Source organism: Candidatus Cytomitobacter indipagum (assembly GCF_008189285.1).
In the GTDB taxonomy this organism is placed as follows: domain Bacteria; phylum Pseudomonadota; class Alphaproteobacteria; order CAJXXZ01; family 1604HC; genus Cytomitobacter; species Cytomitobacter indipagum.
This window is the reverse complement of record NZ_CP043315.1, coordinates 382,424-407,964: the sequence shown is the minus strand read 5'-3', so window position 1 is coordinate 407,964 and position 25,541 is coordinate 382,424. Positions and strand designations below refer to the sequence as shown.

The following is a 25,541-nucleotide window of genomic DNA, read 5'->3' as shown; positions in this document are numbered from 1 at the left end:
AATTTTGTTGATTTTTGATCGATCGCTTTTCTGGTCGATTGTTATGCATTTGCATATTATTCTCTAGACTTTCTGTCTGGGAATTTACATTTTAAGAATTATAATTATGAAATTATTTACGAATTATTCAATTATGAATTTGCTTTTGCAATTTAATTTTATTGAATATTATTAAGGCTTTGCTATGTTTGATTTTATGGAATATTGCCAAAGCTTTCTCATATCTGGATTTGCATTATCAATTTTTTATTAGCTTATTTTTTTATTTAATAACTAAATGTTGTAGAATTGCTATTTAATTTAGAGTTGCTGTATTTAATTTATAAGTATTGCAAGGGTTTTGTAATTTTAATTTATGCTGTTAATTTATTGCATCTAATTTTGCTAAATGTTGTAGAATTGCTATTTAATTTAGAGTTGCTGTATTTAATTTATAAGTATTGTAAGGGTTTTGTAATTTTAATTTACATATTAGTTGTTATATATAATTTTATAAATATTATTTGAACTATATTTTTAATTTATCTATTATATCTAATTTGCAAATACTGCAAGGTTTTTTTGTTAATTTTAGTTTGGTGTTAATTTATTTCATCTAATTTTATTAAATATTATAGAGTTACTATGTTTAATTTAGCGTTATTATATTTAATTTTATAAATGCTGTAAGGGCTTTATTAGCATTTGGATTTATGTTACTAATTTGAAATGAGATTTATAAAATTATTTAAAGAGATGATATTTTGCTCAGCGATTTTAATTAATACGCATGCGGTAGGATCAGATGTTGAATGTGAATCAGATTATAAATTAATCGATTACATGCAAAGCATTGGAGAGTTTAACAATAGTATTTTAGAAGTTTTGTCATATGTGCATGTTATATATAAAAATAATAACAAATGCTTTGAGCATGATATTGATGTAGAAAATACAGGAATAGACATGCTTGCTCTTATCAGTGGTTCTGAATTAGTAGAGAAAAGCACAACACAGTTTTTAAATTATATTGAGAATATACATGGTGATTTAGATAGAAATTCAATGGATGATATAAAAATTGCTATAGATATAAATTATATTAGATTGACAGATGATAATCCATACATGGAAGATCTTTTGAAGTATGTGAATAAATTTAATCCTAATGATGATATTATGCGAAAATCAATAGAAAAAAATCAATTGTTGTTTTTGCTTTGTATGAAACATTTTAATTGTTATAATGTTGATGAGTTTAATGCGCATCTTCCACATGTTGCTGATTCCTCCCTAGAAGACAAATGTTATATAGCCATGGTCGATGAAATAGGAAAATTTAAATTCAACAAGTTTCATATCAGCAGCAGAATGGTATCCACTGAAGAGCATTTTGATCAAGTAGATGCGCTTCAAAAGCTTAGCAGTGTAATTACTTCTGCTAGCATTAATTTTAAATATTCAGATCTTGCTAATGAAGGGTTACACGATACAGATATCTTAGGTTTATTGCCAGAAGGGTTGCAAGAGCTTGATATGGATTCTGAGGATGTAAATATTGAAGCTAATCAGATTTTAAGATTTTCAAGTCTTAAAAAGTTGAGCTCTAATTGCTATGTATATAATGCTCACGAGATAAGTAATTTGAAAGAATTGGAATCACTTTCGATTTTGCAGTAATGATAATTTGGATGCTGTGCTTGGAATGAAAATTAAATATATAACATTAACGCAGAACATCAGTATGAAAGAAATTGATTTTGTTGCAAATGATATTGTAGAAGTTATTGATTTGAGAGATAGGCCAATTGAAACAATGAATGGACTTGACAAATTAAAAGCGCCAAATGTAAAAATTTACATTTCAAATGCATTGGAAAGCACGCCAGACTTGCCTGATAATGTAAAAATTATTATCAAGAGCGATGCAATGGAAGTTTATCCCCAATAATAAATATAATGACAAATATGCTTCTTTTATGATGTATAATTTTTTCTTTATGATATATAATTTGTTTAATGAGTAAATCTAAAGCAGCTAAGTTTGCCTGCAAAGAATGTCAGGCTTTTTATGCAAAATGGACAGGGAAATGTGATGCCTGTGGATCTTGGAATAGCATTATTGAAAATGTTGTCGAGAACAGGTCGGTCAATCAATTAGAATTACAATCTTTAACTGGAGATTCAAAGCCGGTAACTAGATTTCAAACCGAAATTTCTGAATTTGATTATGTTTGTGGCGGAGGAATTGTTTTAGGTTCTGTGATTCTGATAGGTGGAGATCCAGGAATTGGAAAATCTACGTTGCTGTTGCAAATTAGCGCTGCTTTCAAAGAAAAAAGCGTTGTTTATGTTTCTGGAGAAGAGTCAATTGAGCAAATTAAAGTTCGTGCAAATAGATTAAAGCTTGAATTGAAAAATTTAAAATGTGCTTATGGAACAAATTTAGAGCAAATTCTTTACACTCTTGATAATACTGATCCTGGAATTGTTATGATAGATTCCATACAAACAATGTATGATGGGTATTCTGAAACAACTCCAGGAAGTGTTGCGCAGGTTAGGATTTGTGGAAACAAATTAATTCAATGGGCAAAAAATAGAAATATTCCTTTGATAATTATTAGTCATGTCAACAAAGATGGAATGATTGCAGGGCCAAAAGTGCTAGAGCATATGGTTGATACTGTTTTGTATTTTGAAGGATCTGATTCTCTGAGAATTTTGAGATCAATTAAAAATAGATTTGGCGCTACCAACTCAATGGGAATATTTGAAATGAGAGACAAGGGATTAATCCCTGTTGATAATGCATCGAAATCATTCTTAAAAAATAGATCTGTTATACATGGATCTTGCATTTTCCCTGCAGTTGAAGGAAGTAGGCCGTTATTAGTAGAAATTCAATCATTAATCTCAAATTCTTACTTGCAAAATCCAAGAAGAGCAGTTGTTGGGTGGGATGTTCAGAGACTAGCTATGATTTGCGCTGTTTTGGAAAATCAATGTAAGATTATTGTTTCTGGGAAAGATATTTATTTAAATATTGTGGGAGGAATTAGATTATTAGAACCTGCTTCAGATTTAGCTGTTGCCATGTCTTTGCTTTCTTCGTGGTACAAGATTGCTATTCCTAATGATTGCATTGCATTTGGAGAAATTGGATTATCTGGTGAAATAAGACCTATCTCACATGTTGATCAAAGATTGAAAGAAGCAGAAAAGTTAGGATTTAATTCAGCTTGCATTCCAAAAGGATCTGAATTATCTCATGATATGAAGGTGTTTAAATTTGCTCATATTAACCAAGTTCATGCTTGGATAAGAGAGCAAGCAACTATGAACAATGATTAATTTTATAAATTAAATATATGTATTTAAAATATATATAAAAATTACACTTAATGTTAAGCTCTATTAAGTATGATTAGTTTAATGGTGTATAATGTTTGAATGTTGCAAATCTGCTGACTTAATTGTTTTGTTAATTTCATCTTATTTTTTAATTTCTGGTTTTGCAAGAGGGTTTTTCGCTGAGATTTTAAGAACTATTTCTGTATTAATTTCTTTTGCAATTCCAATGTTTTATTCTGTGAGATTTTGTGCGTATAAAAATAAATTCGAGAATTTATTTACGCGTTACTCATTATTATTTGCAGCTCCTTTATTATTATTTTTTGTAGTTGGTTATATTTTGTTGGGGATTAGCCACAAACTAGCTTCTTGGATCAGAAAAAGCAGAGTTAGTATTTTAGATAGAATGTTAGGAATTGCATTTGGAGCAGTGAAGGCATTTTTGTTTTTTGTTATTGCAACAAGCTTAGTAAATGAATTTTATCCAGAATTCACCCAATATGTTGAAAATTCTAGATCTTATCAATTTTTCACTTCTGATCATTCTATGATTTTATATTCTAAAGATTTGATGTTCAAGTTATATGATTTATTAAGAGCTTTGATTGTCAATTTAATCGATAAGTGCATAATTTAATCGATCTTAATAATCCTATAACAATCATTATTGATCCAAATAATTGTCCATACGTAAAATAATAAAACATGGATGATTCTGTTGCTCTAAAGAAATCAAGGAAGATTCTTATTGATCCATAGGAAATAAAAAATAAATTACTTTCTGATATTTTTTGCAATATTGAGAAATAATTCTTAAAATTAATCAATATAAACAGAAACATTCCTTCAAGAAAAATGCTGTATAAAATAACATGATGATACATTCCAAATAATTCTCTGCCTGGTATTTCATTGTTTATGTGATTTGCTATCCTTCCAAAGAAAAGAGCGATAGGGATATAAAGTGAAATTGCATTTAAAATATCATTTATTTTAACTTTTAAAATTTTTGACCTGATATATAAAAATGTAATTCCTCCAATAAACCCTCCATAAGCTGCCATTCCACCATTCCAAACTGCAATTATTTCCTTAAAATTAAGTAAATTTTGAAAATCATACAATATCACATAGCCTAACCTTCCTCCAACTATCATTCCAAAGAAAGAAAATGACATGATTTGTTCTATTTGTTTTTCTGGATATTTGCTTGATAACTTCCTAACTGTAAAATGATTTATAGAAACAAAAGATATAAAATAAGAAATTCCATACCATGTGATATCGAAAGAAAATATTGAAAATGCTATTGGGTTCATAATGAATTTTAAATTATATATATTTTATAGTAAATGCATATAATTTTGATGCATGCGATTTATTTGCCAAAAGAGATTTTAGCAATTACTGATGCATGGGGAGTAAAATTGCTCTTAACACTGGCTTCTTCTTTAACCTTCTTGTCTGATTGATTGTCAAAAGCATTTTCTTTCTTCATCATGAAATCAACTCCATGCTCAAGTCCAATTTGGAATATTTTAGTGATGTTGTAGAAAGCTGCAACAGTTGCACCGAATCCACATTGGTACTCTTTCTTAATTTTTATTTCTTTATTCTTGATTTTCATGTTTTTATAAGCAAGCAAAATAGCATAACACACAGAAAACTTATTGTTTATTTGATATCCGAATTCTGGGCCAACATGAGCAGCAAAATTAGATTTTGAATTAATAAATTTTTCATTAGCATTATGATTAATGAGGTTTTTCTTGTCGCTCATCAATGAAGCTGAAAGTTTTACTCCAAAGAATGAAGATCCTTTTTTCATTCCCAATGAAACTAGAGCTTTTCCTGCGAAATACCCTTTGTTTCCATCTTCTTTGAATGCAAATATAGTGTTTTTTATGCCAGCTTCCAATGTGGTTTTTTGAGCCGTTGCTCCAAAACCGAATGAACCAGCAAAGCTTCCTGCGAATGCTTGGTTAGACAAAGAAATTAAAGTTGCAAATAAAAGTTTTTTATTCATTTTTTCCCCTTTCAAAAAGAACACTAAATAATAGTACAGAGTAATGATACAAAAAAAAATCGTATATGAAAATAGATAATTTAATGCTTTTTTAATATTTTAACAAAACAAACAATAGAGATTAAGAGTAAATAAAGACTATATTGCATGGTATTTTATTAGACATACTGTTCAAGAAAATCTAACACTATGATTATGTATTTGAGATTTTCTAGAGATCTGTTTAATTCTTGGATTTATGTTGCACGTTATTTCATGCATAAAATTTACAATAGAAATAACAGAAAGAAATAACAGAAAGAAATAACAGAAAGAAATAACAGAAAGAAATAACAGAAAGAAATAACAGAAAGAAATAACAGAAAGAAATAACAGAAAGAAATTATAGAAAGAAATTATAGAAAGAAATTATAGAAAGAAATTATAGAAAGAAATTATAGAAAGAAATTATAGAAAGAAATTATAGAAAGAAATTATAGAAATTTTTGCGTAAGAATTTCTTTGCTGTATTAAGTATGAATATTAATAAACTAAAAAAAGAAATAATTGAACAGTAAATCTGCGAATGCAGAAATACTAATTTGCTCATAATGAACAAACACTAGTCGTAGTAGTATTTGTTGCGCAAGTTACCTAAAAGATAATTTTGCGATTTATTTGCCAAAAGAAATTTTAGCAATTACTGATGCATGAGGAGCAAAGTTGCTCTTAACATCGAACTTTACTTCTTTATCTTTGTCATCTACTTTTGTTTTGAAAGAATTTTCTTTCTTCATCATGTAATCAGCTCCACCTTCAAGTCCAACTTGGAACATTTTGGTGATGCTGTAGAAAGCTGCAACAGTTGCACCGAATCCGTATTGGCATTCTTTTTCAGCTTTTGCTGCACTAACTTTAACGTTTTCAATAGTTAATGCATTTTGATTGATTTCAATGTGTTTGTAAGCAAGCAAAATAGCAGAGTGCACAGAAAACTTATCGTTTACTTGGTATCCGAATTCTGGACCAACATGAACAGCGAAGTTAGATTTTGAATTCATAGTCTCAACATCTTTACCATCAATTTTTACTTCTAAGTTTTTCTTGTCACTCATCAATGAAGCTGAAAGTTTTACTCCAAAGAATGAAGATCCTTTTTTCATTCCCAATGAAACTAGAGCTTTTCCTGCGAAGTATCCCTTGTTTCCGTCTTTTTCGAACTCAGATGCGTTGCCATTTTTTTCAATTTCCAATGTGGTTTTTTGAGCTGTTGCTCCCAAACCGAATGAACCAGCAAAGCTTCCTGCGAATGCTTGGTTAGACAAAGAAATTAAAGTTGCAAATAAAAGTTTTTTATTCATTTTTTTCCCCTTTCAAAAAGAACACTAAATAATAGTACGGAATAATGATACAAAAAAAAATCGTATATGAAAATAGATAATTTAATGTTTTTTTAATATTTTAATAAAATTTAACAAAATAAACTAATATTTTAGTGATAAGAAAAATAATATTTTAATATTTAGCGATAAATTTAATAAAAAATGATAAATTAGCAAAAAAAATACTTAGCGATAAATTCAATTGAAATATTTTGCGAATCCAATATTATAATAGAAATTAAAAATAGAAATTTTTTTTGTCGTAATTCGATTGATGAAATTAAATTAGTATTTTATTATATTTATATGGCATTTCTGATTGATTCTTTCAAACTTCTTTTTCTTAAAGTTAAAAAATTGCTTGCTATTGGAAAGATGCATGCATTTTCTTTGTTAGAAATAAGTTTCGCTCTTATAATTATGGGAATTGCCTCTCATTCTTTTATGAGGCTAACTTTTTCTATGATGCAAATGCAAAGAGATAAAATTACTCAAATCAATGTTGAAAGAATCAATAAAGCTATAGCAAATTTCGCTATGTCTAATGGGTATTTGCCTTTTCCTCATATTATAAAATCAAGATATTCATGTTCAGGTGAGATCGATTGTAAGTTTGGAGAGCAAGCTTCTAAATTGAGTAATAGTGAGGCTCTTTCCTCTTTTTTCTATGAATCTACAGATGGAAAGTTGAGTAATAAAGCTTTTGGAATAGTTCCTTTTTTGACTCTTGGGCTAGATGAGAAAGATGCGAAAGATGGAAATGGAAATTATTTTACATATGCAGTTAATATAATGATGGGAGAAAGGGAAGAATACGAACATATTGGCATGTCAAGAAATTACATAGGTCATGATTACGATAAAGATAATCTTGAAAGTCTTAAAAATAGAAATTATGCAAAAATGACCGGAATTTGTGGGGCTAAACTGTATGGAAAAGAAGAAAAAAATATGGTTATAAATGTATTCAGAAGAAAAATAAAATATTTTGCTAATACACCTCCAAGGCATCATTATGGAACAGGGTATTATTTGGCAATATTATCTGATATGTCTTGTTTTTTTGAAAAGTCTCCACATGTTTTTGATAGAAATGGATCTGATATTTTGAAAGAAGCTAAGAAAACACATTATATGGATGTATTTCATAGCATTTATGATGATGATGACTCAGAAGGCGAAATATGGGGTAGTAGTAAATATGCTGGAGATCGCATGAGAAGCGCATCATCAAGAAAAAAAGTTAGCGATTATTATAATAGCGATATCACATATTCTGTTAGTAAAAATATGAGCGATATATCTTGTTCTCAGTATAAAGTATGCGACACTATTGCATTTGTTTTGATAAGTCATGGCTTAAATGGAGGATGGTTTAACAGAGATGGGTCAAAGAAGCCTGTTCGAGGAAGTTGTGCGCATAAGTTAGAAAATGCTAGCAACTCTATGAATTTTTATCAAGCAGGAAATATTTCAAAAGGATTTGATGATAAAGTATTTTTCCTTACAAAGTTTGTTCTGGCTTCATGTTATTGTGATGCGCCATGTCGTTTAGGTTCATTTTAGGTCTTTGATATCATGGAAATAGTATTTATTATTTATATAAATGAATAATTTTATTGATCATAAATATTTTATGAGCCTTGCTATTGATGCTGCAAATAATGACGATGAAGTTCCTGTGGGTTGTGTGATAATTCATGAAGGCAAAGTTGTGGCATCAAGTTGCAATAAAGTTGAAGAGTTGAAAAATCCTCTTTTGCATGCTGAAATTTTAGCAATTAATGAAGCAGTAAAAAAATTAGATGTGAAATTTTTGTGTGATTGCATTATGTTTTGCACTTTAGAGCCATGCAAGATGTGCATTAACGCAATTAATTTAGTTAGAATGAAAAGAGTTATATTTGGCGCTTATAACAATGGATCTATATCTCATGAATCTGAGATTATTGGGGGAGTTTGTGAAGATAAATGTAAAAACATGCTTTATGACTTTTTTAAGCCAAAAAGAAATAAATGAAATATAAAATAATTAAGTAGAATTTCTAAATGTTTGAAAATGCTCTCTATTTCTATAAATTGTTATATTGTTTTAACATGTATTCACAATTAATTTGATTGCTATTTGATTCATATTATACATAAATTTATTTAAATTATCATTTTTTATACAATATTTTGACGAAAACTTAAATATATTGCTCTTTAATAAGTAGAGAGAGGTTTGTAAATGGAGCAAAGCATACAAAAATTATTGTTAAGAATTAGGCCTCCTAGAGTCCGTATAACCTATGACGTCGAAACAGGAGGAGCAGTTCAATCTAAAGAGCTTCCTTTTGTATTAGGTGTTATTTCTGATTTATATGGTCATCAAGAGGATCGCGTAAATTTTAAAGAAAGGAAATTTGTTTACATCGACAGGGATAATTTTTCTCATGTCATGCAATCAATTAAGCCTAAACTGAACATTTCTATTAATAATGTTCTAGATGTCAAAGAAGATAAATCTAATAAAAAGAAGGGCTCTTCTAGTGAAATGTTAGCTCTTGAGCTGATGTTTGAAACTATGGATGATTTTAATCCAATTAGTATTGTTAAGGGAATCCCTCAATTGAATGAAATATTGTTAGATCATGAAATGTTGATTGATTTATCAGCTAAATTAGATTCAAATAATATTTTACATGATATTTTATCTAAAGCAGTTGCTGACAAAGGATTGCTTGCTAAATTGGTTTCAGAATCAAAAGATTCAACTAAATCATGCCCTGAGATGGATAAAATTATCAAAGAAAGTGGATTATATACAGATAGTTCTGCTGATGAAAAGAATGCAGATAAGAATTCTGAGTCTATGATTAGATATAGAAAAATGATCGCTTCTTTGTGCAAAAATGCATCTGAAATTACTGGGGAAACTAGTTTATACCCTTACATAATGGATGTAATCACAAAAATTGATGAGAAGATTTCATTGCAATTGGATGAAATTTTGCATAATGTAGAATTTCAAAAATTAGAAGCATCTTGGAGAGGGGTTCATTACGTTGTTATGAATTCTGAAACAGGAGAAAATTTGAAAATTAGATTGTTTGCTGCAACAAGAGATGAAGTTCAGAGTGATTTGGATAATGCTTCAGAGTTTGACCAAAGCACATTATTTAAGAGAATTTATGAAGAAGAGTTTGGAACCTTAGGTGGATCTCCATATTCTTCTTTAGTTGCTGATTTTTATATCGGAAGAAAGCCAATTGATGTTGCATTTGTAAGAAAATTGAGCCAAGTTGCAGCAGCAGCACATTGTCCTTTGTTGGCAGCAGCAGCGCCAGATATGTTTGATCTTAAATCTTATAACGAACTACATGTCCCAAGAGATTTGAAGAAAATTTTCGAAAGCTCTGAATTGGCTGCATGGAATAGCTTTAGAGACACAGAAGACTCTAGATACATAAACTTGTTTTTACCAAGAGTTTTGGTTAGATTGCCTTATGGTCAAAATACTATTCCTGTCAAAGAATTTGATTACAATGAATCAGTTGATGGAATGGATAACTCTAAATTCTGTTGGGGAAACCCCGCATTCGCAATGGCATTAAGAATCACAACTGCATATTCAAAATATGGTTGGACAGCTGCTATTCGTGGTATTGAAGGTGGTGGATTGGTTGAAGATCTACCAGCTTACACATTCAAAACTTCATATGGTGATATTGCATTGAAATGTCCTACAGAAGTTATGATTACAGATAGAAGAGAAAAAGAATTAAGTGATCTTGGATTTATTTCTCTATGCCACAATAAAGGCACGGATAAAGCTGTGTTCTTCAGTGCGCAAAGTACGCAAAGGCCTAAGGAGTATGATCTTCCTTCAGCAACATCAAATGCTGCGCTATCTGCTAGATTAACATATATGTTGAATGTTTCTAGATTTGCTCATTACATTAAAATGTTGATGAGAGATAAAATTGGATCTTTTGAATCCAAAGATGACATTCAGTTGTATTTGAATAATTGGATTGCACGTTACGTTTTCTTATCAGATCAAGGTGATCAAGATGTAAAAGCAAAATATCCATTGAGAGAAGCTGATATTGAAGTTGTGGCTGATGAAGAAAATCCAGGCGCATACAAGGCAGTAATATTTTTGAAACCTCATTTCCAGTTGGAAGAACTAGAAGTTTCATTGAGATTGGTAGCTAGTCTACCAGGACAGGAAGGTTAATCATGAGCACTGAACAAGATTACACAATTCTAAATACAGAAGAATTAAATATAGAGATAGATGATAAGCAAACCTCGGGTTCTGATTTATTTGTCTCTGCTGATGGTTTAAATGCTAAAGGATCTGTAAAAGGATTCGAGAAATTTGCTACTGTTAAGAAATTTTCAGAATCTTTTCGTAACAATATTAGGAAGGATAGTAGACAAAACAGCGCTTCAGTTGGAGGAACAATCAACTCTGGTTTTGTAGAAATTTACATTCCTGAAAGTATTTTTGCCTTTGAATTGCAACAAAAAGGATTGTCATCTGATCCTATAACAAAGATTGAGCTTGTAAAAACTGTTTTAGTTAAAAATGAAAGACAAAAATTACTTACTTTAACTTATGGGATGTGCAATGTTGTTTATGTTGCAAGTCAATTGGGTGCATTTTACTTTATGAGATTTGCATTTGATAGCAGGGCAGTTAAGTTTAGCAAAATTAAAGATGATGGAGCTTCTGACGGAGTATTTGAATTTAAATACAATGTTAAAGAGTCAACTGTAACTGGAGGAAAGTAATATTTATCAATTGATAAATTATTATTTTTTCAACATAATTTCTAAACATAAATACATTTAATTTATTACAATGAAGATCATGATTTGCAATACAATTTGATGATTTCGATAATATTGATTGCTCTCATTTAAATAATTTATTTTAATATTTATATAATTTTTATCCATTATTTTAATGGATTTACACAACCTCTATTCTTATTCATTTGAATATTCATTGTGAATTTATATTTTATTATTTTATTTTAATGGATTTATATAATTTCAATTTTTTGATACGCATCATAGATCCATTTTTCTTCAGAAATAAATTTCTTGATAGATTCAATAATCATAGGACCAACACCTTTGATTTCTATTTGATCTGATTGAAATATATTTATAAAATTATCAAATGTTATGCAATGAGTTGCTATGGTCTTAGCCATTCCATGTCCAATATTAGGAATGCACAAGCAATATATAAATCTACTTAGAGATAATTTTTTATTTTTCTGAATGCTTTCAAATGTGTTTTGCGCAACTTTTGTACCAAGTAATTTTTTGATTACCTCATCATTGTTAAGCACTAAATTTATTATATTAAATATATCATTTGGCTTTTTTACAATATCAGCATTGAATAATTTCTCGATATTTTTCGCTCCTAAACCACTAATATTCATTGCTTTTCTTGATACAAAATGCTCAATCCTCAATAAAGCTTGCGCATTACAATTCCACCCATTTGTGCATCTCATTGTAACGCTATCCCAAATTAATTTAAAATTACAAACAGGGCATTGATTTGGAAGTTCAAAAGATTTTTCGCCTGAGCTCTCTTTTGAAAGTATATAAGGTATTACATCTCCAGCTCTAGCAATTATAATCTCATCTCCTATATTGTATTTCTTGTTTTGCAATTCAGCCATGTTATGCATGGATACTTTTTGAATCATAACTCCATCTATTTCTATTGAATTTACTTCTGCAACTGGAGTAATTGTTCCAAACTTACCAACCTGAAATTCGATATTTTTAATGAAAGTCTTTGTATTTTTTGGAGGAAATTTAGCTGCAAATGCATATCTTGGAGCGGTTCTATGATGACCCAATTGTTCGCATAAATTTAAATCATTGATTTTAAATACCATTCCATCAATAGGATAGGGAACGCTATCGCGATCAAATTTTTCAAAAATTTCTATTGATTCTTGCTCAGATTTACTTATATGATAATCAGATATTTGAAATCCAGCATTTTTGATAAATTCTATTCCTTCAGAATATTGTTCAAAGTTTCCTTTGTTTACAAATCCATGTGCAATGAATTGCAGATTATGTGATGCTATAAAATCCATTTCTTTGCTTCTGATTATTCCAGTAGTTGCATTACGTGGGCTTTTAAATCCTTGAGTTTTGTCGAAATCTTCGAATGTCATGTATATTTCACCTCTAATATCAAAATCTTTTAATGAAATATTTTGTGGGATTCCTTTTATATATTTTGATTGTTTGGTTATGTCAATTCCTGCGAATCCATCCCCTCTTGTGAGAACATATTTTATTGCTCCATTTTCATATCTAATAGATACTGCTACACCGTCAATTTTATGCTCTATAATCATTTTAGGAACAGCTTTCTCATAAGTAGATTTTGTTGCGTTATAAATCTTCTTATAAAAATCAGATATAGAATTTGCTCCATATCCATGATCAAGAGAAAGCATAGGGGTTGCATGATCTACTGTTTTTTCCTCAACTTCTCCAATTGTATTTAAAGGGCTATTTCGCTGTTTTCCTATAATTTTTTCTATATCTTCTAATCGTTGTTTAAGAGCATCGTAAGAAAAATCTGATATAAGAGGAATTCCATGCGCATATTTTTTATCATATTTTTTGATTTTTTTAGCTATTTCTTTCCATTCTTCTAATAATTCTTTGCTCATATTTTAATTTCTTGATTTTTTTTGGTTTTTCTTGGTTTGTATTTTTGCGCCTCTTTTTCTTTCATCTTTTTCTCATCTTTTCTATCTTTCATATAAACATTATATGACTTTTCAGTTTCATTTATAGTTGATTGAGAATTGTTTTTAATATTATTAGACATAATTTTTTCGCATTTGCTGCCACCATCTTTTAGTCCAATTGCTTTTTGATACCATTCAGATTTTGAATATTTAATAGCAAGTATTTTTATGCATTGGTTTTTGTCTTTTGTTAAGCCTAAATGATGGAAAATTTCTACGCATCTAAAATATGCTTCGCTGGTAAATGCGCTTTCTTTATATTCTCTAATTATATTTCCATAATATTTTAAGGATATTATATAATTATCTTTCTTTGCATATAACAATCCTGTTTTTAGATCTGCATACGCTAATATATCTATGCATTTTTGTCTGATTCTATGGTATTTTTTTGGATGCTTATCAGCCAAAGCTAATGTCATTCTTAATGTTGGATTTTCTCGTTCTGGACTTCTCAAAAGAGCATAATAAGATTGAATTAACACATCATCTATTGAATGTTCTTTGTATGACGCGTCTAGCTCTTTCAATAATTCTGCTGCTTCAATTGCTTTTTTATATTGCTTGCACAAAAGAAATGATTTTGAAGCAAGAAAAAGAACATCTTTGATTCTTGAAGAAGATGGATAAAGCTCTTCTATTTGCATTAATATTTTTGCTGCTTTTGAATAATTTGACTGTTTGAATAATTGATTTGCTTTGTGCCATAAGGCTTCTTCGCTTGTTTTGTCTATTTCATTTTTACTATTTGATTTATTGTATATATCATTGCTATTTTTTGCATTCATATTCATAGAGAAAGCAAATAAGATAGCTAGTAAAATCTTCATTACATATTTTTAACATATAATGAAATGTATTCCAATTAGATTTATCAAAGCAAGCTCCGATTAAATTAATTTGCTTAAGAGCAAATCAACCAGATCAGAATGTATTCTCATTAAATCAGTCCACACAAAGTGCGTCCTAATCAGATTAGAATAAATTCTAATTAAATCAGTCCACACAAAGTGCGTCCTAATCAGATTAGAATAAATTCTAATTAAATCAGAATAAACTCTAATTTAATTATCTTTTTTCGCATGATGCATTATTTAACCAACTGAAGTAAGATAATATACTTTGCTTTCCTAATAATAATGTTGGTTGAGATTTGTATATTAGATTTAATTCAATTTGGAAATTTATATTATAAGGAATATACGATTTGATAATAAGCTCCAAGTCTTTCCTGAAAGATTCGTTTGGTAATAATTTAGAATATAACTCAAGAGATTTTGTGGTTATTATAATTTTTATTCCATGCTTGCTATTCCAAAATCTTTTTCCTAGAAATTTTAATCCAAGACTTGGTTTTTTACAGTTTGATCTTAATATAGTTTGGTCTTCCTCTTCTATTTTGATCCATTTTCCTATAAATTGTTTGCATTCTACTTTTGCGTCTTTTAGAAATGATTGAAGTATATAGATTAAATTATTAGGGCTTTTTTGCGACCAAAATAAAATAGGCAATGCTGTGCAAAGTTCCCTTGTTATAGAATTAGAATTATGTAATTCACCTAATCCTATTGCATTTGCGATTCTGCCTGATGATGTTTTTTGAAATTTTGAAGCGCTTAGTGAGAAAACTGATTTTTTCTTTATATCAAAAGTATTGTTGATTATTTTATTATTGAAAATGTCTAAGAAGTCTTGCAAAGCATGATCTTTTTTTCTTTTTCTATTCATAATCATATCTATGTAATGAATTGGAAGTGCGCCTTGAATTCCTAGCAAACTAATTCCATTAACTAAAACATGTCGCTCGTCTTGATTGATTTCAATAATATCGCTTGGACTTGGACTTAAATCTATATTTCCTTTGAATTTTAAATTTGGATCAATTTGTTTAGACAAAAACATGAATTGATGCAAGGAGAATTTCCATGGCTGTGAAATTAATTTTTCCTCTAGGTTCATTGTTCTAAGCTAACCTTTTTCCATATTGTATCATTTGAATTTTTTAATATTAAAACATCTACCAGGCTATTGAATGGCGCAGTTTTGATTAAAATATTGCTCAATAAGACAGACAATAAAAATATTTCTGCATTTGAATCTTCAAATGTGATTTTGAATATGATTTTTGGAAGAGTTTCGGTGATTGCATTTTTTACTCTTCCTATAGATTCTTTGTATTCAATTTTTAATATTTTTTTATTGTATTGTTTTAGATCTTTTCTTGAGCTATATATTGACAGCATTTTTTGCAATGTTTCTATATTATTACGATTTATCGCTAAGCTTATATGATTTAAAGATAGGTTGGAAATTAATGACCACTGTTCTTTGCCTTCACTATTAGAATACATGCTTTGGGTTGGCTGTATTAGATTTGAGCAATACACTCCGTCAATTTTATTTACCTGAAATTCTGTATTGATCTTAATATGCTCTGCTTGCTTTCTATTCGTGCATAATAAATCTGCGTATATTGTTGCTGAATTTGAATCAAGGTGCTTCATTTCCTCATCTACTAAGGCTATAAATGCATCTGTTCCATCATAAATAGATGGCTGCCTGTAGTGATACCAAGACTTGCTTGTATCATGATGGCGAAATCCAAAATATTGATTATAAGTTATTCTATTATTTTCTTTGGATTGATCATATTGATAAACATTCTGTATTGTGTGTATTTCAAATGCAATTTCATTTTTTGCTGGAATTAATTTATATGATTCAGATTCATAATTTATCATAATAGGTTCTGATTTTTTTGGAAATAAGTTAATTGCTGGTGTGCAGTTAGTAGACAGCATATTGTTATTTAGGTGAATTGTATTTGGATTAGCTTTTTCACTTAATGGAATCAATAATTGTATTTCATTGTTTTCAAAATTAAAATCATTAAATTTCATATCGACAAATAGGAACTTCTCTGGAAATGCGCTGTACTCCATTAGATTTCTATGTATATCAGAGCAATATTGCGGAATATCTAGAAGAGCATCTTCATCGCTAAATCCTTTGGGGTAAATGTATCCTATTGGTTCTTTTTGCAATAATTCATGTTTTAAATTTGCAGCAAAAATTGGAGTTGGGCCATCATGGTTATAAGCTAATATGTTTTCATACAAAGAAAATGAAGAGAATGAGTCTGAATTAATAAATAAACTGACGCTTTGATTTGGTTTTATATTTTGCGCATTTAATCCAAGCATAAATGAATTTTTTACTGCTAAATCAGATTGCTCTGCTTTTACATATTGCATTTGATTGATCTGAAAATCAGTTAGATCTAAATCATATACAGTAGAAAATGTACATTCTTGCTTGTAAGAGTTTTTTGCTTTTACTTGAGTGTTTTTTTCTATAGAAATACTTTGTTTCTGAGAAATATTTTTCATTTTATGAAATTGCAATATAGTGCATGAAGGGATTGGGGCTGTGAATTGTGGATACAGCGCATTAAGAAGATTGGCGCTAATATCACGCATTTGATCATCAACTTGATATTGCAATCTAGCATCAAAAAACGCAAATGCCTCTATGACTCTTTTAACATGTGGATCTGAAATTTTGTGTTCTGAGAAATTTAATTCTTTTGCTATGGAAGGGTATTTCTGAGCAAATTTTTCTCCTTCTTGCATCAGATAATTCATTGAATTTCTGAAGTATGGAAACAATTTATTTAGGTCAGGATTATTTTGACTCATGTCAGAATTAGAATGCATTATGGTTAAAATATAATAAATTTTTGATAAATAAGTATGGATAAGTTGAATTATTAGGTATATAATTTCTCTCTATGACAAAATATTCTATTGTATTTCCTGGACAAGGAGCTCAAAAACAAGGCATGGGAATGGATCTGCTTGAAATTAGTAAAGAGATTTTTGACCGCGCCAATAATATTTACCCTGATTTTCAATCTATTTTGCAAAAAACAGATCAAGAATTGAGCAACACTTTATATTCTCAGCCTGCTTTATATGTTGTTTCATGTGCAATTTGGCTTGCAATGAAGGACAGTGTTGGGCCTGCATATTTAGCTGGTCATTCAGTTGGAGAGTATGCTGCGTGTTACGCTGCTGGATGCTTTAGTTTTGAAGATGGATTAAGATTGATAAAATTGAGATCAGAATTAATGGCTAAGTGCTCTGGAATAATGTTTGCTTGTATCGCAAATTTTGAAGATGTGGCAAATTTTGCTAAAAATATTAATGATTCAACAGGATTGGTATGCGAAGTTTCAAATCACAATCTTGATTCTCAGATTATTATCAGTTGTGATGAAAGATTGAAAAATCAAATTAATCAATCTTACAAAGAATTTGGAATAAAAAGATGCATACAATTAAAAGTTAGTGGAGGGTTCCATTCTTCATTAGTTGAAAGTGTGCAAAAAGAATTAGCTAAAGAAATTGAAAAAATTAATTTTAATGATCCAAAGATTGCAGTAATTTCAAATAAAACTGGAGAAGCATCTCTTGATGGAAGTGAAATTAAAAATAATTTGATAGACCATGTAACTCATGGAGTTAAATGGAAAAAATCTATGGATTGCATGAAGGATAATGGAGTAGAAATGTTGGTAGAAATGGGATGTGGAAATGTTTTGTCTAAATTGGCTGAAAAATCTAATATGAAGTCGATGACTATAGGAAGCATAGATGATATACTATGCGCAAAGAAGGAGTTCTTGAATGTTTAATTTTAGTGGAAAAACCGTATTAATTACTGGAGCAAGCGGAGGAATTGGATCTGTTGTTGCTAAAGAGTTTGTGAATCATGGGGCTCAAGTTTTTATTACTGGGATGGAAGAATCCAAATTAGAAGCATTGAAAAATGAGCTTGGAGAAGGGTGTGCTGGTTTTTGTAAGGCAAATCTTTGTGATGATAGCGAATTGAAAAATTTGCATGATTCTGCTGTGAAAGCTATGGGTAAGATTGATATTTTAATTAATTCTGCAGGAATCACAAGAGATAGCCTTTTTATGAGAGTTAAGGACGCGGATTGGAATCTGCATATGGATATTAATTTAAATTCTGTATGGAAATTAACTAAAATGACTATTATGGGGATGATGAAAAATCGTTATGGAAGAGTGATTAATCTTTCATCTATAGTTGGATGCATGGGAAATGCTGGTCAAGTTGCATATTCTACTAGCAAAGCAGCTCTTTTGGGAATGACAAAAACACTAGCAAGAGAAGTTGTTTCAAGAGGAATTACTGTTAATGCGATTGCTCCAGGATTCATTGAAACTCCAATGACAAAAGATCTTTTAGAGAAAAATCCTGAAATTTTTGATAATATTCCTGCCAAAAAAGCTGGAACACCAAAAAATGTTGCAGCTGGTGCGCTGTATTTAGCTAGCGAAGAAGCTGATTATGTAACTGGAGAGACATTACACATTAATGGTGGAATGTTAATGTGTTAAGCGAAATTGAACCAGAGATATTAAAGCAGACTAGATTTGCAAAAGTGCAAGCTATATATCAATTTTTACTTTTAGATAATAAAAATGAAGTTTTGATGCAGTTTCATGATAGAAGCGATGAAGATTTAGGCGACAGAAATTTATTTTTCAAAGATATAAATAAAATTGTTAATTCTCTTGATGATATAGAAGACACGCTTATGGAAATTTTGGACAATGGAAAATGGAGATGGGAAAATACAGGGTGTATTGTAAAATCTCTTTTGATTTGCGGCTCTTTTGATTTGTCTAATTGTGAAAACAAAAAACAAGTTGTGGATCATTACATATCTATTGCTAGAATATTTGGCGAAGAAGAATCTATTGCATTTTTGCACTCTAACTTAGAAAATGTAAAGATTTTTCTAAATTCCTGATAAAAGCTTAGTTAATAAGAGAAATAAAAATCCCAAAAAGCGTTTTGGTTTACAAAGAAATTCTTTAAATGTTCAAGATGCAATTAAAGTGATTTGATTTTTATATAGAATAAAGTCTGTTAAAACATTTAATTCTTTAAGTTTTTCTGAAATTGAAGAAAAGTTATTTCTTGATAGATAAAGCATTTTCAAATTACTCAATTTCTCAAATACTCCTGATTCAACTGAAGCGATTTGATTTCTTGATAAATCAAGCTTTGTCAAACTACTTAATTCTTCAAATACTCCTGATTTAATTAAAGTGATTTGATTTCCATATAAATAAAGCTCTGTCAAATTAATTAATTCTTCAAATATTCCTGGTTTAATTTCAATGATTTGATTGTGTGATAGATCAAGTATTTTCAAACTACTCAATCCTTCAAATATTCCTGGTTCAATTGAAGTGATTTGATTTCCTGATAGATCAAGCATTTCCAAACTACTCAATCCTTCAAACATTCCTGGTTCAATTGTAGTGATTAGCGTGTTACGTAAATCAAGCTTTTTCAAGTTTTTCAAACGTTCTTTAAATTTATCATAATGCATAGAGATATACTTTATGTTAAAGCATTCTTTCTTCATATATCTTCTATTATAATCTACGTATTTAAATGCACTAACATCAATATAGCTTGCAAGACTATACTTCAATGTATCAAATGGATAGCTCAGCTTATATTCTTCGTTTTCTACATAATTTGGATCACTTGGGTCAATTTTACAAAAAAGACCATTGATGCCTATTAAGAAAGAAGCTATAATTTTTTCAACATCTTTATTAATATATTGTGATTCAACTCCCTTTGCATCAAGTTCATTTCTTTTTTCATTCATTGTCCATAAAAATGAATAAACATTCTTTCTACTCTTCAATATATCTTTATCATTCTCTTTTCTAACTTTTTGATATATCGCTATATCTTTTTTCATCATATCAATCATTGCTTCATCTGGTGCTGCAACCATAGATTGCATAAGTATAGCTGATAGTAATAGTTTATTTATATTCATTGTATATTATATCATACTTATTCTGATTTAATAAATAAGTATTTAAGATAATATTTCAATATTTGGGAGAATCTTTTTTAGTTCATTCAAACAATCCTTAGATTCATCATCTAGAATTTTGTAATTTAAATTAAGTATTTGCAGGTTATTTAATTCTTCAAATGATCCTTTTTTGATTGAAGTGATTTGATTGCATGATAGATTAAGTTTTGTCAAACTACTTAATCCTTCAAACATTTCTGATTCAATTGAAGTGATTCTATTGTTTGATAGACCAAGATATGTCAAACTGCTTAATCTTGCAAACATTCTTGGCTCAATTATGGTGATTTGATTGTATGAGAGAATGAGACATTCCAAATTATTTAATTCTTCAAATGATCCTTTTTTGATTGAAGTGATTTGATTGCATGATAGATTAAGTTTTGTCAAACCACTTAGTCCTTCAAACATTCTTGGCTCAATTATAGTGATTTGATTGTTTGATAGGCGAAGATCTATTAAATTAATTAATCCTGCAAAATATTTTGATTCAAGTGAAGTGATTTTATTGTCTCGCAGATCAAGACTTTTTAAGCTATTCAATCCTGCAAATACTCCTGGTTTAATGCAAATTGAATTAATTTTATTGCTTGATATATCAAGATATTTCAAACCACTTAATCCTTCAAACATTCCTGATTCAATTAAAACAATTTGATTTCTTGATAGATCAAGATCTTTCAAATTATTTAACCCTGCAAATGTTTTTGATTCAATTTTATATATTTTATTTCCATGCAAAAGAAGCTCTTCCAAACTATCCAATCCTACAAATGATCTTGTTTTAAGAGAGTGAATTGGATTGGATAATAGGCTAAGACTTTTTAAGTTGCTCAATCCTTCAAATGATTCTGGTTCAAATGATTTAATTTTATTGTTTGCTAAACTAAGCCTTTTTAATTTGTCCAATCCTGCAAATACTCCTGATTCAATGAATTTGATTTTATTCCATGATAGACTAAGATTTTTCAAATTATTTAATCCTTCAAATAACCCTGGTTCAACTGAAGAAATCTTTTTGCTAATATCATAGCTTTCAAAACAAAGATTCTTTAAATTGCTCATGCTTTCTTTCACCTTGCTGTCATGCATGGCGATATACATCATCCCAAAGTATTCTTTTTTCATGGATTTGCCATCATGATCTACATATTCAAGGTCATCAGGATTAATATAAATTGCAAGAGAGTATTTCGATAAATTCAGAGGATGTATTAATTTATACGTTCCTAATTTATTTGATTTGATTATATCTAAAGGACCCTCTAAAGAGTAAGAGCCTTGTTCATTCAAGAAAAAATAATGCCCTGTCAAGAAAGAAATGACATCGATTATATTATTTTCAAATATAATAGATTCTTTAATTTCTTTTACAATATTTCCTTTTGCATCTTTCATTTTAGCTTTTGCCTTTTTTGCAGCAAAAATAAAACAGCTAATTCTATTTACCTTTTGATGATGTGCAATATATTTTTTGCATTTATTATGCTTTCTTCTAACTTTTTTATATACTGTTATATCTGCTCTCATTTCATTAATCTCTTGATCACTTGGTGTTGAAGCTATAGATTGAATAAGTATAGCTGATAGCAATAATTTGTTTGTATTCATCATGCATTGTATTATATTTTATTAAATTGGAAAAGTTAATTGATTTGCAGAAATTTGATTATTTTTATAAGTGCAATATATTAAGAAATGATTTGAATAACATCAAAACGCTTAATTTAAATTCTAATGTTCTAGATAATAATCGAAGAAGAATTTAATTAAATTGCAAGAAGAATGTATAAATCTATAGACTTCTTTCTAAAATTATAAAATATAAATATTGATAATCTTAATAATAAATTTTGTATAGATTTAAAAATGATAAAAAAAATTGCTTTGAAAATATAGCGAAGGAGGGGCTCGAACCCCCGACACGCGGATTATGATTCCGCTGCTCTAACCAGCTGAGCTACTTCGCCAACAACAATATTGTGCATGTTTTTTCATTTTATATCAAGTGAGTTTAGTCAGCTTAAAACAAGAGATTTTCATATATTAGCATACTTATTTAGCATAAAAATGAAAGTTAATTCAAGAAATATGAAGCGATCAATAAAAGTGCTGCGTATCCCATCATATCAGTCATAGCAGTAAGGAAAGATGCCGCGCTTAGCGCTGGATCCATGTTCATTCTGTCAAGAAAAATAGGCAAAATCATTCCAATAAATCCAGACCATACTATATTTAACATTATTGCAATTCCAAAAATAATAGCAATTTTGCTGGATATGAAGAAATAAGCGATAGTTCCAAAAATAATTGCAAATACAAAGCCATTATGTAGTCCAACTAATATTTCTTTTCGCAAAACACGCCAAATATTAATCATGCTAATCTGTTTATTAGAAAGCGCTCTGATAATCACAGCAACAACCTGCATTCCAGAATTTCCTCCCATAGTCGCAGTCATTGGCAACACAATACTAAGCTGGTAATGAGTTGATATTACACCTTGAAACATGCCAATCACACTAGCAGAAAGCATGGCCATGCAACTAGAAACGAATAGCCATTTGAATCTAGCTTGTGCAGTTTCTAATATATTAGAGTGGAAACCTGAATCCTCCACACCAACCATATGCAAAAGATCTTCTTCGCTTTCTTTGAAAATAATGTTCACTATCGTATTTGCATTTACAGTTCCAATTATTGATCCATTGTTATTTACAACAGGAGCTGCAATTACAGAATATTGTCTAAAAAGCAATGCTAACTCTTCTTGATCTATTGTTGCAGATACATCAAATAATACTTCTTCCATGCAATGAGATAATACAGAAGATTTTGATTGTCTGTATATATCTTGCAATTTAATTACTCCAACAGGTTTGTTAAAATTATCTACAACAAAGATAACGTAAAACTCCTCAGGAAGATGTTTTGCTTTTGCAAGGAAAGAAACAGCTTTTTCTATAGTCCAATCTTGAGGCAATGCAACGACCTGATAACACATTAAGCGTCCTGCGCTTTTCTCAGGATAGCTCAATCCTTCTTCAAGAAAAATTCTTACCTCTGGTTTAACAGATTTTAAAATCGCTTTTTTCTGTTCTGGATGCAGTTCGGATAAAATTTCCAAGGCATCGTATTCGTTAATAGAGCTCAAAGCATGACCTAACTGATCATTTGCCCAACTATCTACAATTTCTTCTCTTACTTCATCGTCCAAGAAAGCTAATATATATGGATCAAAATCAGAACCTAAAATATTAATTAATTTCTCTCTCTGTGATTGAGATAAAAAGTGAAATACTATAGCAGCTTCTGAAGCATGAATATGCTTAAATATGCCTTTAGTTTTTGATATAGAATTGCTATTTAAGCTCGATATAATAGACGCTATTCGGCGCTGTGCATTTTCATATCTGTGAACTTCAATTGGAAGTTTGTTCATACTCCACACCACTTAGAAGTAAGGTTAAGTAAGCTATATTTCTCAATCCTTGCTTAAATTCCATCTTCAATCCTTTGTCTAAAGAAAGTCTACCACAGAAATCCTTCCTTTTTTCTAAATTACGACATTGCTCTAAGCTAACTATTGGAACATGAGGAATGTCTGTAAAATCAAACATCTCTTTAATTTGATCGATTACTTTTCCTCCAGCTTGGCTATAAGCAATCCAAGGATTTGATTCTAACCCGAAAAACCAAACTAATTTTTCACCATCACAAGATTTTTCTAAAGGCATAAGCTTGTAATTTGCATTTGTATCTTCCTTGATTGAAATATCCCATGCTTTGTAAATTTCTTTAACAGCATTAGGTGTATTTGAAATATTCATAGATTTAGATTGGTCAAAAATATTAAAATACTTGCTTGAATTTTCATTTAACATTTTTTCTACATATCTTCCATAATGATTAGGAATTTTCCCACCAGAAGCTTCAGCAACTGCTTTTGAAACTACTAATCCTAATCGTTCGTCCAATGCGCTAGGAATTATATGATCAACTCCAAATTCTTCATCATTTCTAGCAATTTCAGCAATCGCCTTGATGCAAGCTCTTTTCATGTTATCATTAATTCTTTCTGCGCCTGAATCTAATGCTCCTCTAAAAATATAAGGAAAACATAGAAGATTATTTACTTGATTTGGATAATCAGATCTTCCTGTTGCAATTATACAATCTCTTCTAGCTGCTTTAGCTAGTTCAGGCATAATTTCAGGTTCAGGATTTGCTAAACCAAAAATTATAGGGTTTTCAGACATTTTCTTGGTCCATTCTGGCTTTAAAGCTTTTGCAGCAGATACGCCTAAAAATACATCAGCTCCATCTAATGCTTCTTCCAACGTGCAAGATTTTTCATCTGAAGCATATTTTGCTTTATATTTATTTAATCCTGACCTATCTTTATTTATCAATCCTTTAGAGTCAAATAACATGATATTTTTAGGATTTAGCCCCATATTAACCATAGAATCTAAACATGCTATTCCAGCAGCTCCAGCCCCATTTGCAACAACCTTAATAGAGCTCCATGATTTTCCTATTAATTTTAATGCATTTTCAATTCCTGCAGTTGCAACAATCGCAGTTCCATGTTGGTCATCATGAAAGACAGGAATTCCCAAATTCTGTAATTCTTCTTCAATCATAAAGCATTCAGGAGCTTTTATATCTTCCAAATTGATAGCTCCGAATGAAGGCGAGATTTTTCTTATAATATCTATTATATTTTGAGCATCATTTTCGTCAATCTCTATATCAACTCCGAAAACTCCAGACATTTTGTTCATAAGAATGCATTTGCCTTCCATTACTGGCTTTGATGCTAATGCTCCTATATTTCCCAGTCCTAATACTGCGGTTCCATTACTAATGACTGCAACTAAATTTCCTTTTGAGGTGTATTCAAGTGCAGATTTAGGGTCTGATTCAATTTCTAGACATGGATCTGCTACTCCAGGAGAGTAAGCAAGAGACATATCTTGCGCAGACAATGGCTTTGTTGCATGCATCCCCCATTTTCCTTTAGGAAAATTAGAATGATATTCTAAAGATTTTTTGATTTGACTCATAATTTATCTCCTTTAATTAACTAA

General features: G+C 29.8%; 22 protein-coding genes and 1 tRNA gene. 11 read left to right on the top strand and 12 right to left on the bottom strand.

The window, feature by feature from the left end:
- Positions 1-708 precede the first annotated feature (708 nt).
- From FZC35_RS01730 to FZC35_RS01715, 4 genes are all read left to right on the top strand, one after another.
- Complete coding sequence (locus FZC35_RS01730; protein ID WP_148980937.1) at positions 709-1,659, top strand: hypothetical protein; 951 nt, start codon at positions 709-711, stop codon at positions 1,657-1,659.
- Positions 1,660-1,684: 25 nt separating this feature from the next.
- Positions 1,685-1,930: a hypothetical protein gene (locus FZC35_RS01725; protein WP_216362638.1), complete on the top strand. Its 246-nt coding sequence runs from the start codon at positions 1,685-1,687 to the stop codon at positions 1,928-1,930.
- Between the two features lie 68 nt (positions 1,931-1,998).
- Positions 1,999-3,333 (top strand): DNA repair protein RadA, encoded by a 1,335-nt coding sequence (gene radA / locus FZC35_RS01720; protein WP_148980935.1) that lies wholly within the window; start codon positions 1,999-2,001, stop codon positions 3,331-3,333.
- Positions 3,334-3,424: 91 nt separating this feature from the next.
- Complete coding sequence (locus FZC35_RS01715; RefSeq protein ID WP_148980934.1) at positions 3,425-3,970, top strand: CvpA family protein; 546 nt, start codon at positions 3,425-3,427, stop codon at positions 3,968-3,970.
- Here the strand turns inward: FZC35_RS01715 and FZC35_RS01710 are convergent.
- From FZC35_RS01710 to FZC35_RS01700, 3 genes are all read right to left on the bottom strand, one after another.
- Positions 3,942-4,652, bottom strand: a complete 711-nt coding sequence (locus FZC35_RS01710; protein ID WP_148980933.1) for a prolipoprotein diacylglyceryl transferase — start codon at positions 4,650-4,652, stop codon at positions 3,942-3,944. The two genes, FZC35_RS01715 and FZC35_RS01710, sit on opposite strands and share 29 nt — an antisense overlap.
- A gap of 59 nt (positions 4,653-4,711) precedes the next feature.
- Positions 4,712-5,359, bottom strand: a complete 648-nt coding sequence (locus FZC35_RS01705; protein WP_148980932.1) for a hypothetical protein — start codon at positions 5,357-5,359, stop codon at positions 4,712-4,714.
- 653 nt (positions 5,360-6,012) lie between these two features.
- The gene (locus FZC35_RS01700; RefSeq protein ID WP_148980931.1) at positions 6,013-6,699 is read right to left on the bottom strand and encodes a hypothetical protein; all 687 of its coding nucleotides are present in this window, start codon (positions 6,697-6,699) and stop codon (positions 6,013-6,015) included.
- A gap of 327 nt (positions 6,700-7,026) precedes the next feature.
- Between FZC35_RS01700 and FZC35_RS01695 the strand changes: the two genes are divergently transcribed.
- From FZC35_RS01695 to FZC35_RS01680, 4 genes are all read left to right on the top strand, one after another.
- Complete coding sequence (locus FZC35_RS01695) at positions 7,027-8,286, top strand: type II secretion system protein (protein WP_148980930.1); 1,260 nt, start codon at positions 7,027-7,029, stop codon at positions 8,284-8,286.
- A gap of 40 nt (positions 8,287-8,326) precedes the next feature.
- Positions 8,327-8,740, top strand: a complete 414-nt coding sequence (locus tag FZC35_RS01690) for a nucleoside deaminase (RefSeq protein ID WP_148980929.1) — start codon at positions 8,327-8,329, stop codon at positions 8,738-8,740.
- 210 nt (positions 8,741-8,950) lie between these two features.
- Positions 8,951-10,942, top strand: coding sequence for a type VI secretion system contractile sheath large subunit (gene tssC / locus FZC35_RS01685; protein WP_148980928.1), 1,992 nt, complete (start codon positions 8,951-8,953; stop codon positions 10,940-10,942).
- Between the two features lie 2 nt (positions 10,943-10,944).
- Entirely contained in the window at positions 10,945-11,502 is a 558-nt protein-coding gene (locus FZC35_RS01680) for a hypothetical protein (protein ID WP_148980927.1), read from the top strand.
- Between the two features lie 254 nt (positions 11,503-11,756).
- Here FZC35_RS01680 and ligA read toward each other — a convergent pair whose 3' ends face one another.
- The 4 genes from ligA to tssF all read right to left on the bottom strand — a co-directional run bounded on the left by ligA (position 11,757) and on the right by tssF (position 17,209).
- The gene (ligA, locus tag FZC35_RS01675; protein WP_148980926.1) at positions 11,757-13,430 is read right to left on the bottom strand and encodes an NAD-dependent DNA ligase LigA; all 1,674 of its coding nucleotides are present in this window, start codon (positions 13,428-13,430) and stop codon (positions 11,757-11,759) included.
- Complete coding sequence (locus FZC35_RS01670) at positions 13,427-14,341, bottom strand: outer membrane protein assembly factor BamD (protein WP_148980925.1); 915 nt, start codon at positions 14,339-14,341, stop codon at positions 13,427-13,429. Before FZC35_RS01670 ends, ligA begins: the two co-directional genes overlap by 4 nt.
- A 238-nt stretch (positions 14,342-14,579) precedes the next feature.
- Positions 14,580-15,470, bottom strand: coding sequence for a type VI secretion system baseplate subunit TssG (locus FZC35_RS01665; protein ID WP_148980924.1), 891 nt, complete (start codon positions 15,468-15,470; stop codon positions 14,580-14,582).
- Positions 15,467-17,209 carry a type VI secretion system baseplate subunit TssF gene (tssF, locus tag FZC35_RS01660; protein WP_172619017.1) on the bottom strand — a complete coding sequence of 581 codons (1,743 nt, stop codon included), beginning with the start codon at positions 17,207-17,209 and terminating at the stop codon, positions 15,467-15,469. Before tssF ends, FZC35_RS01665 begins: the two co-directional genes overlap by 4 nt.
- 92 nt (positions 17,210-17,301) lie before the next feature.
- On the opposite strand from tssF, the gene FZC35_RS01655 reads away from it, so the two are divergent.
- From FZC35_RS01655 to FZC35_RS01645, 3 genes are read left to right on the top strand one after another with little or no spacing between them, the layout of a single operon-like run.
- Positions 17,302-18,207, top strand: a complete 906-nt coding sequence (locus FZC35_RS01655) for an ACP S-malonyltransferase (RefSeq protein ID WP_148980922.1) — start codon at positions 17,302-17,304, stop codon at positions 18,205-18,207.
- Positions 18,200-18,937 (top strand): SDR family oxidoreductase, encoded by a 738-nt coding sequence (locus tag FZC35_RS01650; protein WP_148980921.1) that lies wholly within the window; start codon positions 18,200-18,202, stop codon positions 18,935-18,937. The genes FZC35_RS01655 and FZC35_RS01650 overlap by 8 nt, the downstream gene beginning before the upstream one ends.
- Positions 18,931-19,353 carry a transcription antitermination factor NusB gene (locus tag FZC35_RS01645; RefSeq protein ID WP_148980920.1) on the top strand — a complete coding sequence of 141 codons (423 nt, stop codon included), beginning with the start codon at positions 18,931-18,933 and terminating at the stop codon, positions 19,351-19,353. Before FZC35_RS01650 ends, FZC35_RS01645 begins: the two co-directional genes overlap by 7 nt.
- A 72-nt stretch (positions 19,354-19,425) precedes the next feature.
- On the opposite strand, the gene FZC35_RS01640 is transcribed toward FZC35_RS01645, so the two are convergent.
- The 5 genes from FZC35_RS01640 to FZC35_RS01620 all read right to left on the bottom strand — a co-directional run bounded on the left by FZC35_RS01640 (position 19,426) and on the right by FZC35_RS01620 (position 25,517).
- Complete coding sequence (locus FZC35_RS01640; protein WP_148980919.1) at positions 19,426-20,406, bottom strand: leucine-rich repeat domain-containing protein; 981 nt, start codon at positions 20,404-20,406, stop codon at positions 19,426-19,428.
- A 42-nt stretch (positions 20,407-20,448) separates the two neighbouring features.
- Positions 20,449-22,059: a leucine-rich repeat protein gene (locus FZC35_RS01635; RefSeq protein WP_172619016.1), complete on the bottom strand. Its 1,611-nt coding sequence runs from the start codon at positions 22,057-22,059 to the stop codon at positions 20,449-20,451.
- Positions 22,060-22,344: 285 nt separating this feature from the next.
- A tRNA-Met gene (locus FZC35_RS01630) sits at positions 22,345-22,418 on the bottom strand.
- A 107-nt stretch (positions 22,419-22,525) separates the two neighbouring features.
- Positions 22,526-23,890 (bottom strand): magnesium transporter, encoded by a 1,365-nt coding sequence (gene mgtE, locus FZC35_RS01625; protein ID WP_148980917.1) that lies wholly within the window; start codon positions 23,888-23,890, stop codon positions 22,526-22,528.
- Positions 23,871-25,517 carry a malic enzyme-like NAD(P)-binding protein gene (locus tag FZC35_RS01620; RefSeq protein WP_148980916.1) on the bottom strand — a complete coding sequence of 549 codons (1,647 nt, stop codon included), beginning with the start codon at positions 25,515-25,517 and terminating at the stop codon, positions 23,871-23,873. Before FZC35_RS01620 ends, mgtE begins: the two co-directional genes overlap by 20 nt.
- Positions 25,518-25,541 lie beyond the last annotated feature (24 nt).

Bases quoted from the DNA above. Each gene is read 5' to 3' on its own strand.
- FZC35_RS01730 (WP_148980937.1), top strand. From the start codon at position 709: ATGAGATTTATAAAATTATTTAAAGAGATGATATTTTGCTCAGCGATT.
- FZC35_RS01725 (WP_216362638.1), top strand. From the start codon at position 1,685: ATGAAAATTAAATATATAACATTAACGCAGAACATCAGTATGAAAGAA.
- radA (WP_148980935.1), top strand. From the start codon at position 1,999: ATGAGTAAATCTAAAGCAGCTAAGTTTGCCTGCAAAGAATGTCAGGCT.
- FZC35_RS01715 (WP_148980934.1), top strand. From the start codon at position 3,425: ATGTTTGAATGTTGCAAATCTGCTGACTTAATTGTTTTGTTAATTTCA.
- FZC35_RS01710 (WP_148980933.1), bottom strand. From the start codon at position 4,652: ATGAACCCAATAGCATTTTCAATATTTTCTTTCGATATCACATGGTAT.
- FZC35_RS01705 (WP_148980932.1), bottom strand. From the start codon at position 5,359: ATGAATAAAAAACTTTTATTTGCAACTTTAATTTCTTTGTCTAACCAA.
- FZC35_RS01700 (WP_148980931.1), bottom strand. From the start codon at position 6,699: ATGAATAAAAAACTTTTATTTGCAACTTTAATTTCTTTGTCTAACCAA.
- FZC35_RS01695 (WP_148980930.1), top strand. From the start codon at position 7,027: ATGGCATTTCTGATTGATTCTTTCAAACTTCTTTTTCTTAAAGTTAAA.
- FZC35_RS01690 (WP_148980929.1), top strand. From the start codon at position 8,327: ATGAATAATTTTATTGATCATAAATATTTTATGAGCCTTGCTATTGAT.
- tssC (WP_148980928.1), top strand. From the start codon at position 8,951: ATGGAGCAAAGCATACAAAAATTATTGTTAAGAATTAGGCCTCCTAGA.
- FZC35_RS01680 (WP_148980927.1), top strand. From the start codon at position 10,945: ATGAGCACTGAACAAGATTACACAATTCTAAATACAGAAGAATTAAAT.
- ligA (WP_148980926.1), bottom strand. From the start codon at position 13,430: ATGAGCAAAGAATTATTAGAAGAATGGAAAGAAATAGCTAAAAAAATC.
- FZC35_RS01670 (WP_148980925.1), bottom strand. From the start codon at position 14,341: ATGAAGATTTTACTAGCTATCTTATTTGCTTTCTCTATGAATATGAAT.
- FZC35_RS01665 (WP_148980924.1), bottom strand. From the start codon at position 15,470: ATGAACCTAGAGGAAAAATTAATTTCACAGCCATGGAAATTCTCCTTG.
- tssF (WP_172619017.1), bottom strand. From the start codon at position 17,209: ATGAGTCAAAATAATCCTGACCTAAATAAATTGTTTCCATACTTCAGA.
- FZC35_RS01655 (WP_148980922.1), top strand. From the start codon at position 17,302: ATGACAAAATATTCTATTGTATTTCCTGGACAAGGAGCTCAAAAACAA.
- FZC35_RS01650 (WP_148980921.1), top strand. From the start codon at position 18,200: ATGTTTAATTTTAGTGGAAAAACCGTATTAATTACTGGAGCAAGCGGA.
- FZC35_RS01640 (WP_148980919.1), bottom strand. From the start codon at position 20,406: ATGAATATAAATAAACTATTACTATCAGCTATACTTATGCAATCTATG.
- FZC35_RS01635 (WP_172619016.1), bottom strand. From the start codon at position 22,059: ATGAATACAAACAAATTATTGCTATCAGCTATACTTATTCAATCTATA.
- mgtE (WP_148980917.1), bottom strand. From the start codon at position 23,890: ATGAACAAACTTCCAATTGAAGTTCACAGATATGAAAATGCACAGCGC.
- FZC35_RS01620 (WP_148980916.1), bottom strand. From the start codon at position 25,517: ATGAGTCAAATCAAAAAATCTTTAGAATATCATTCTAATTTTCCTAAA.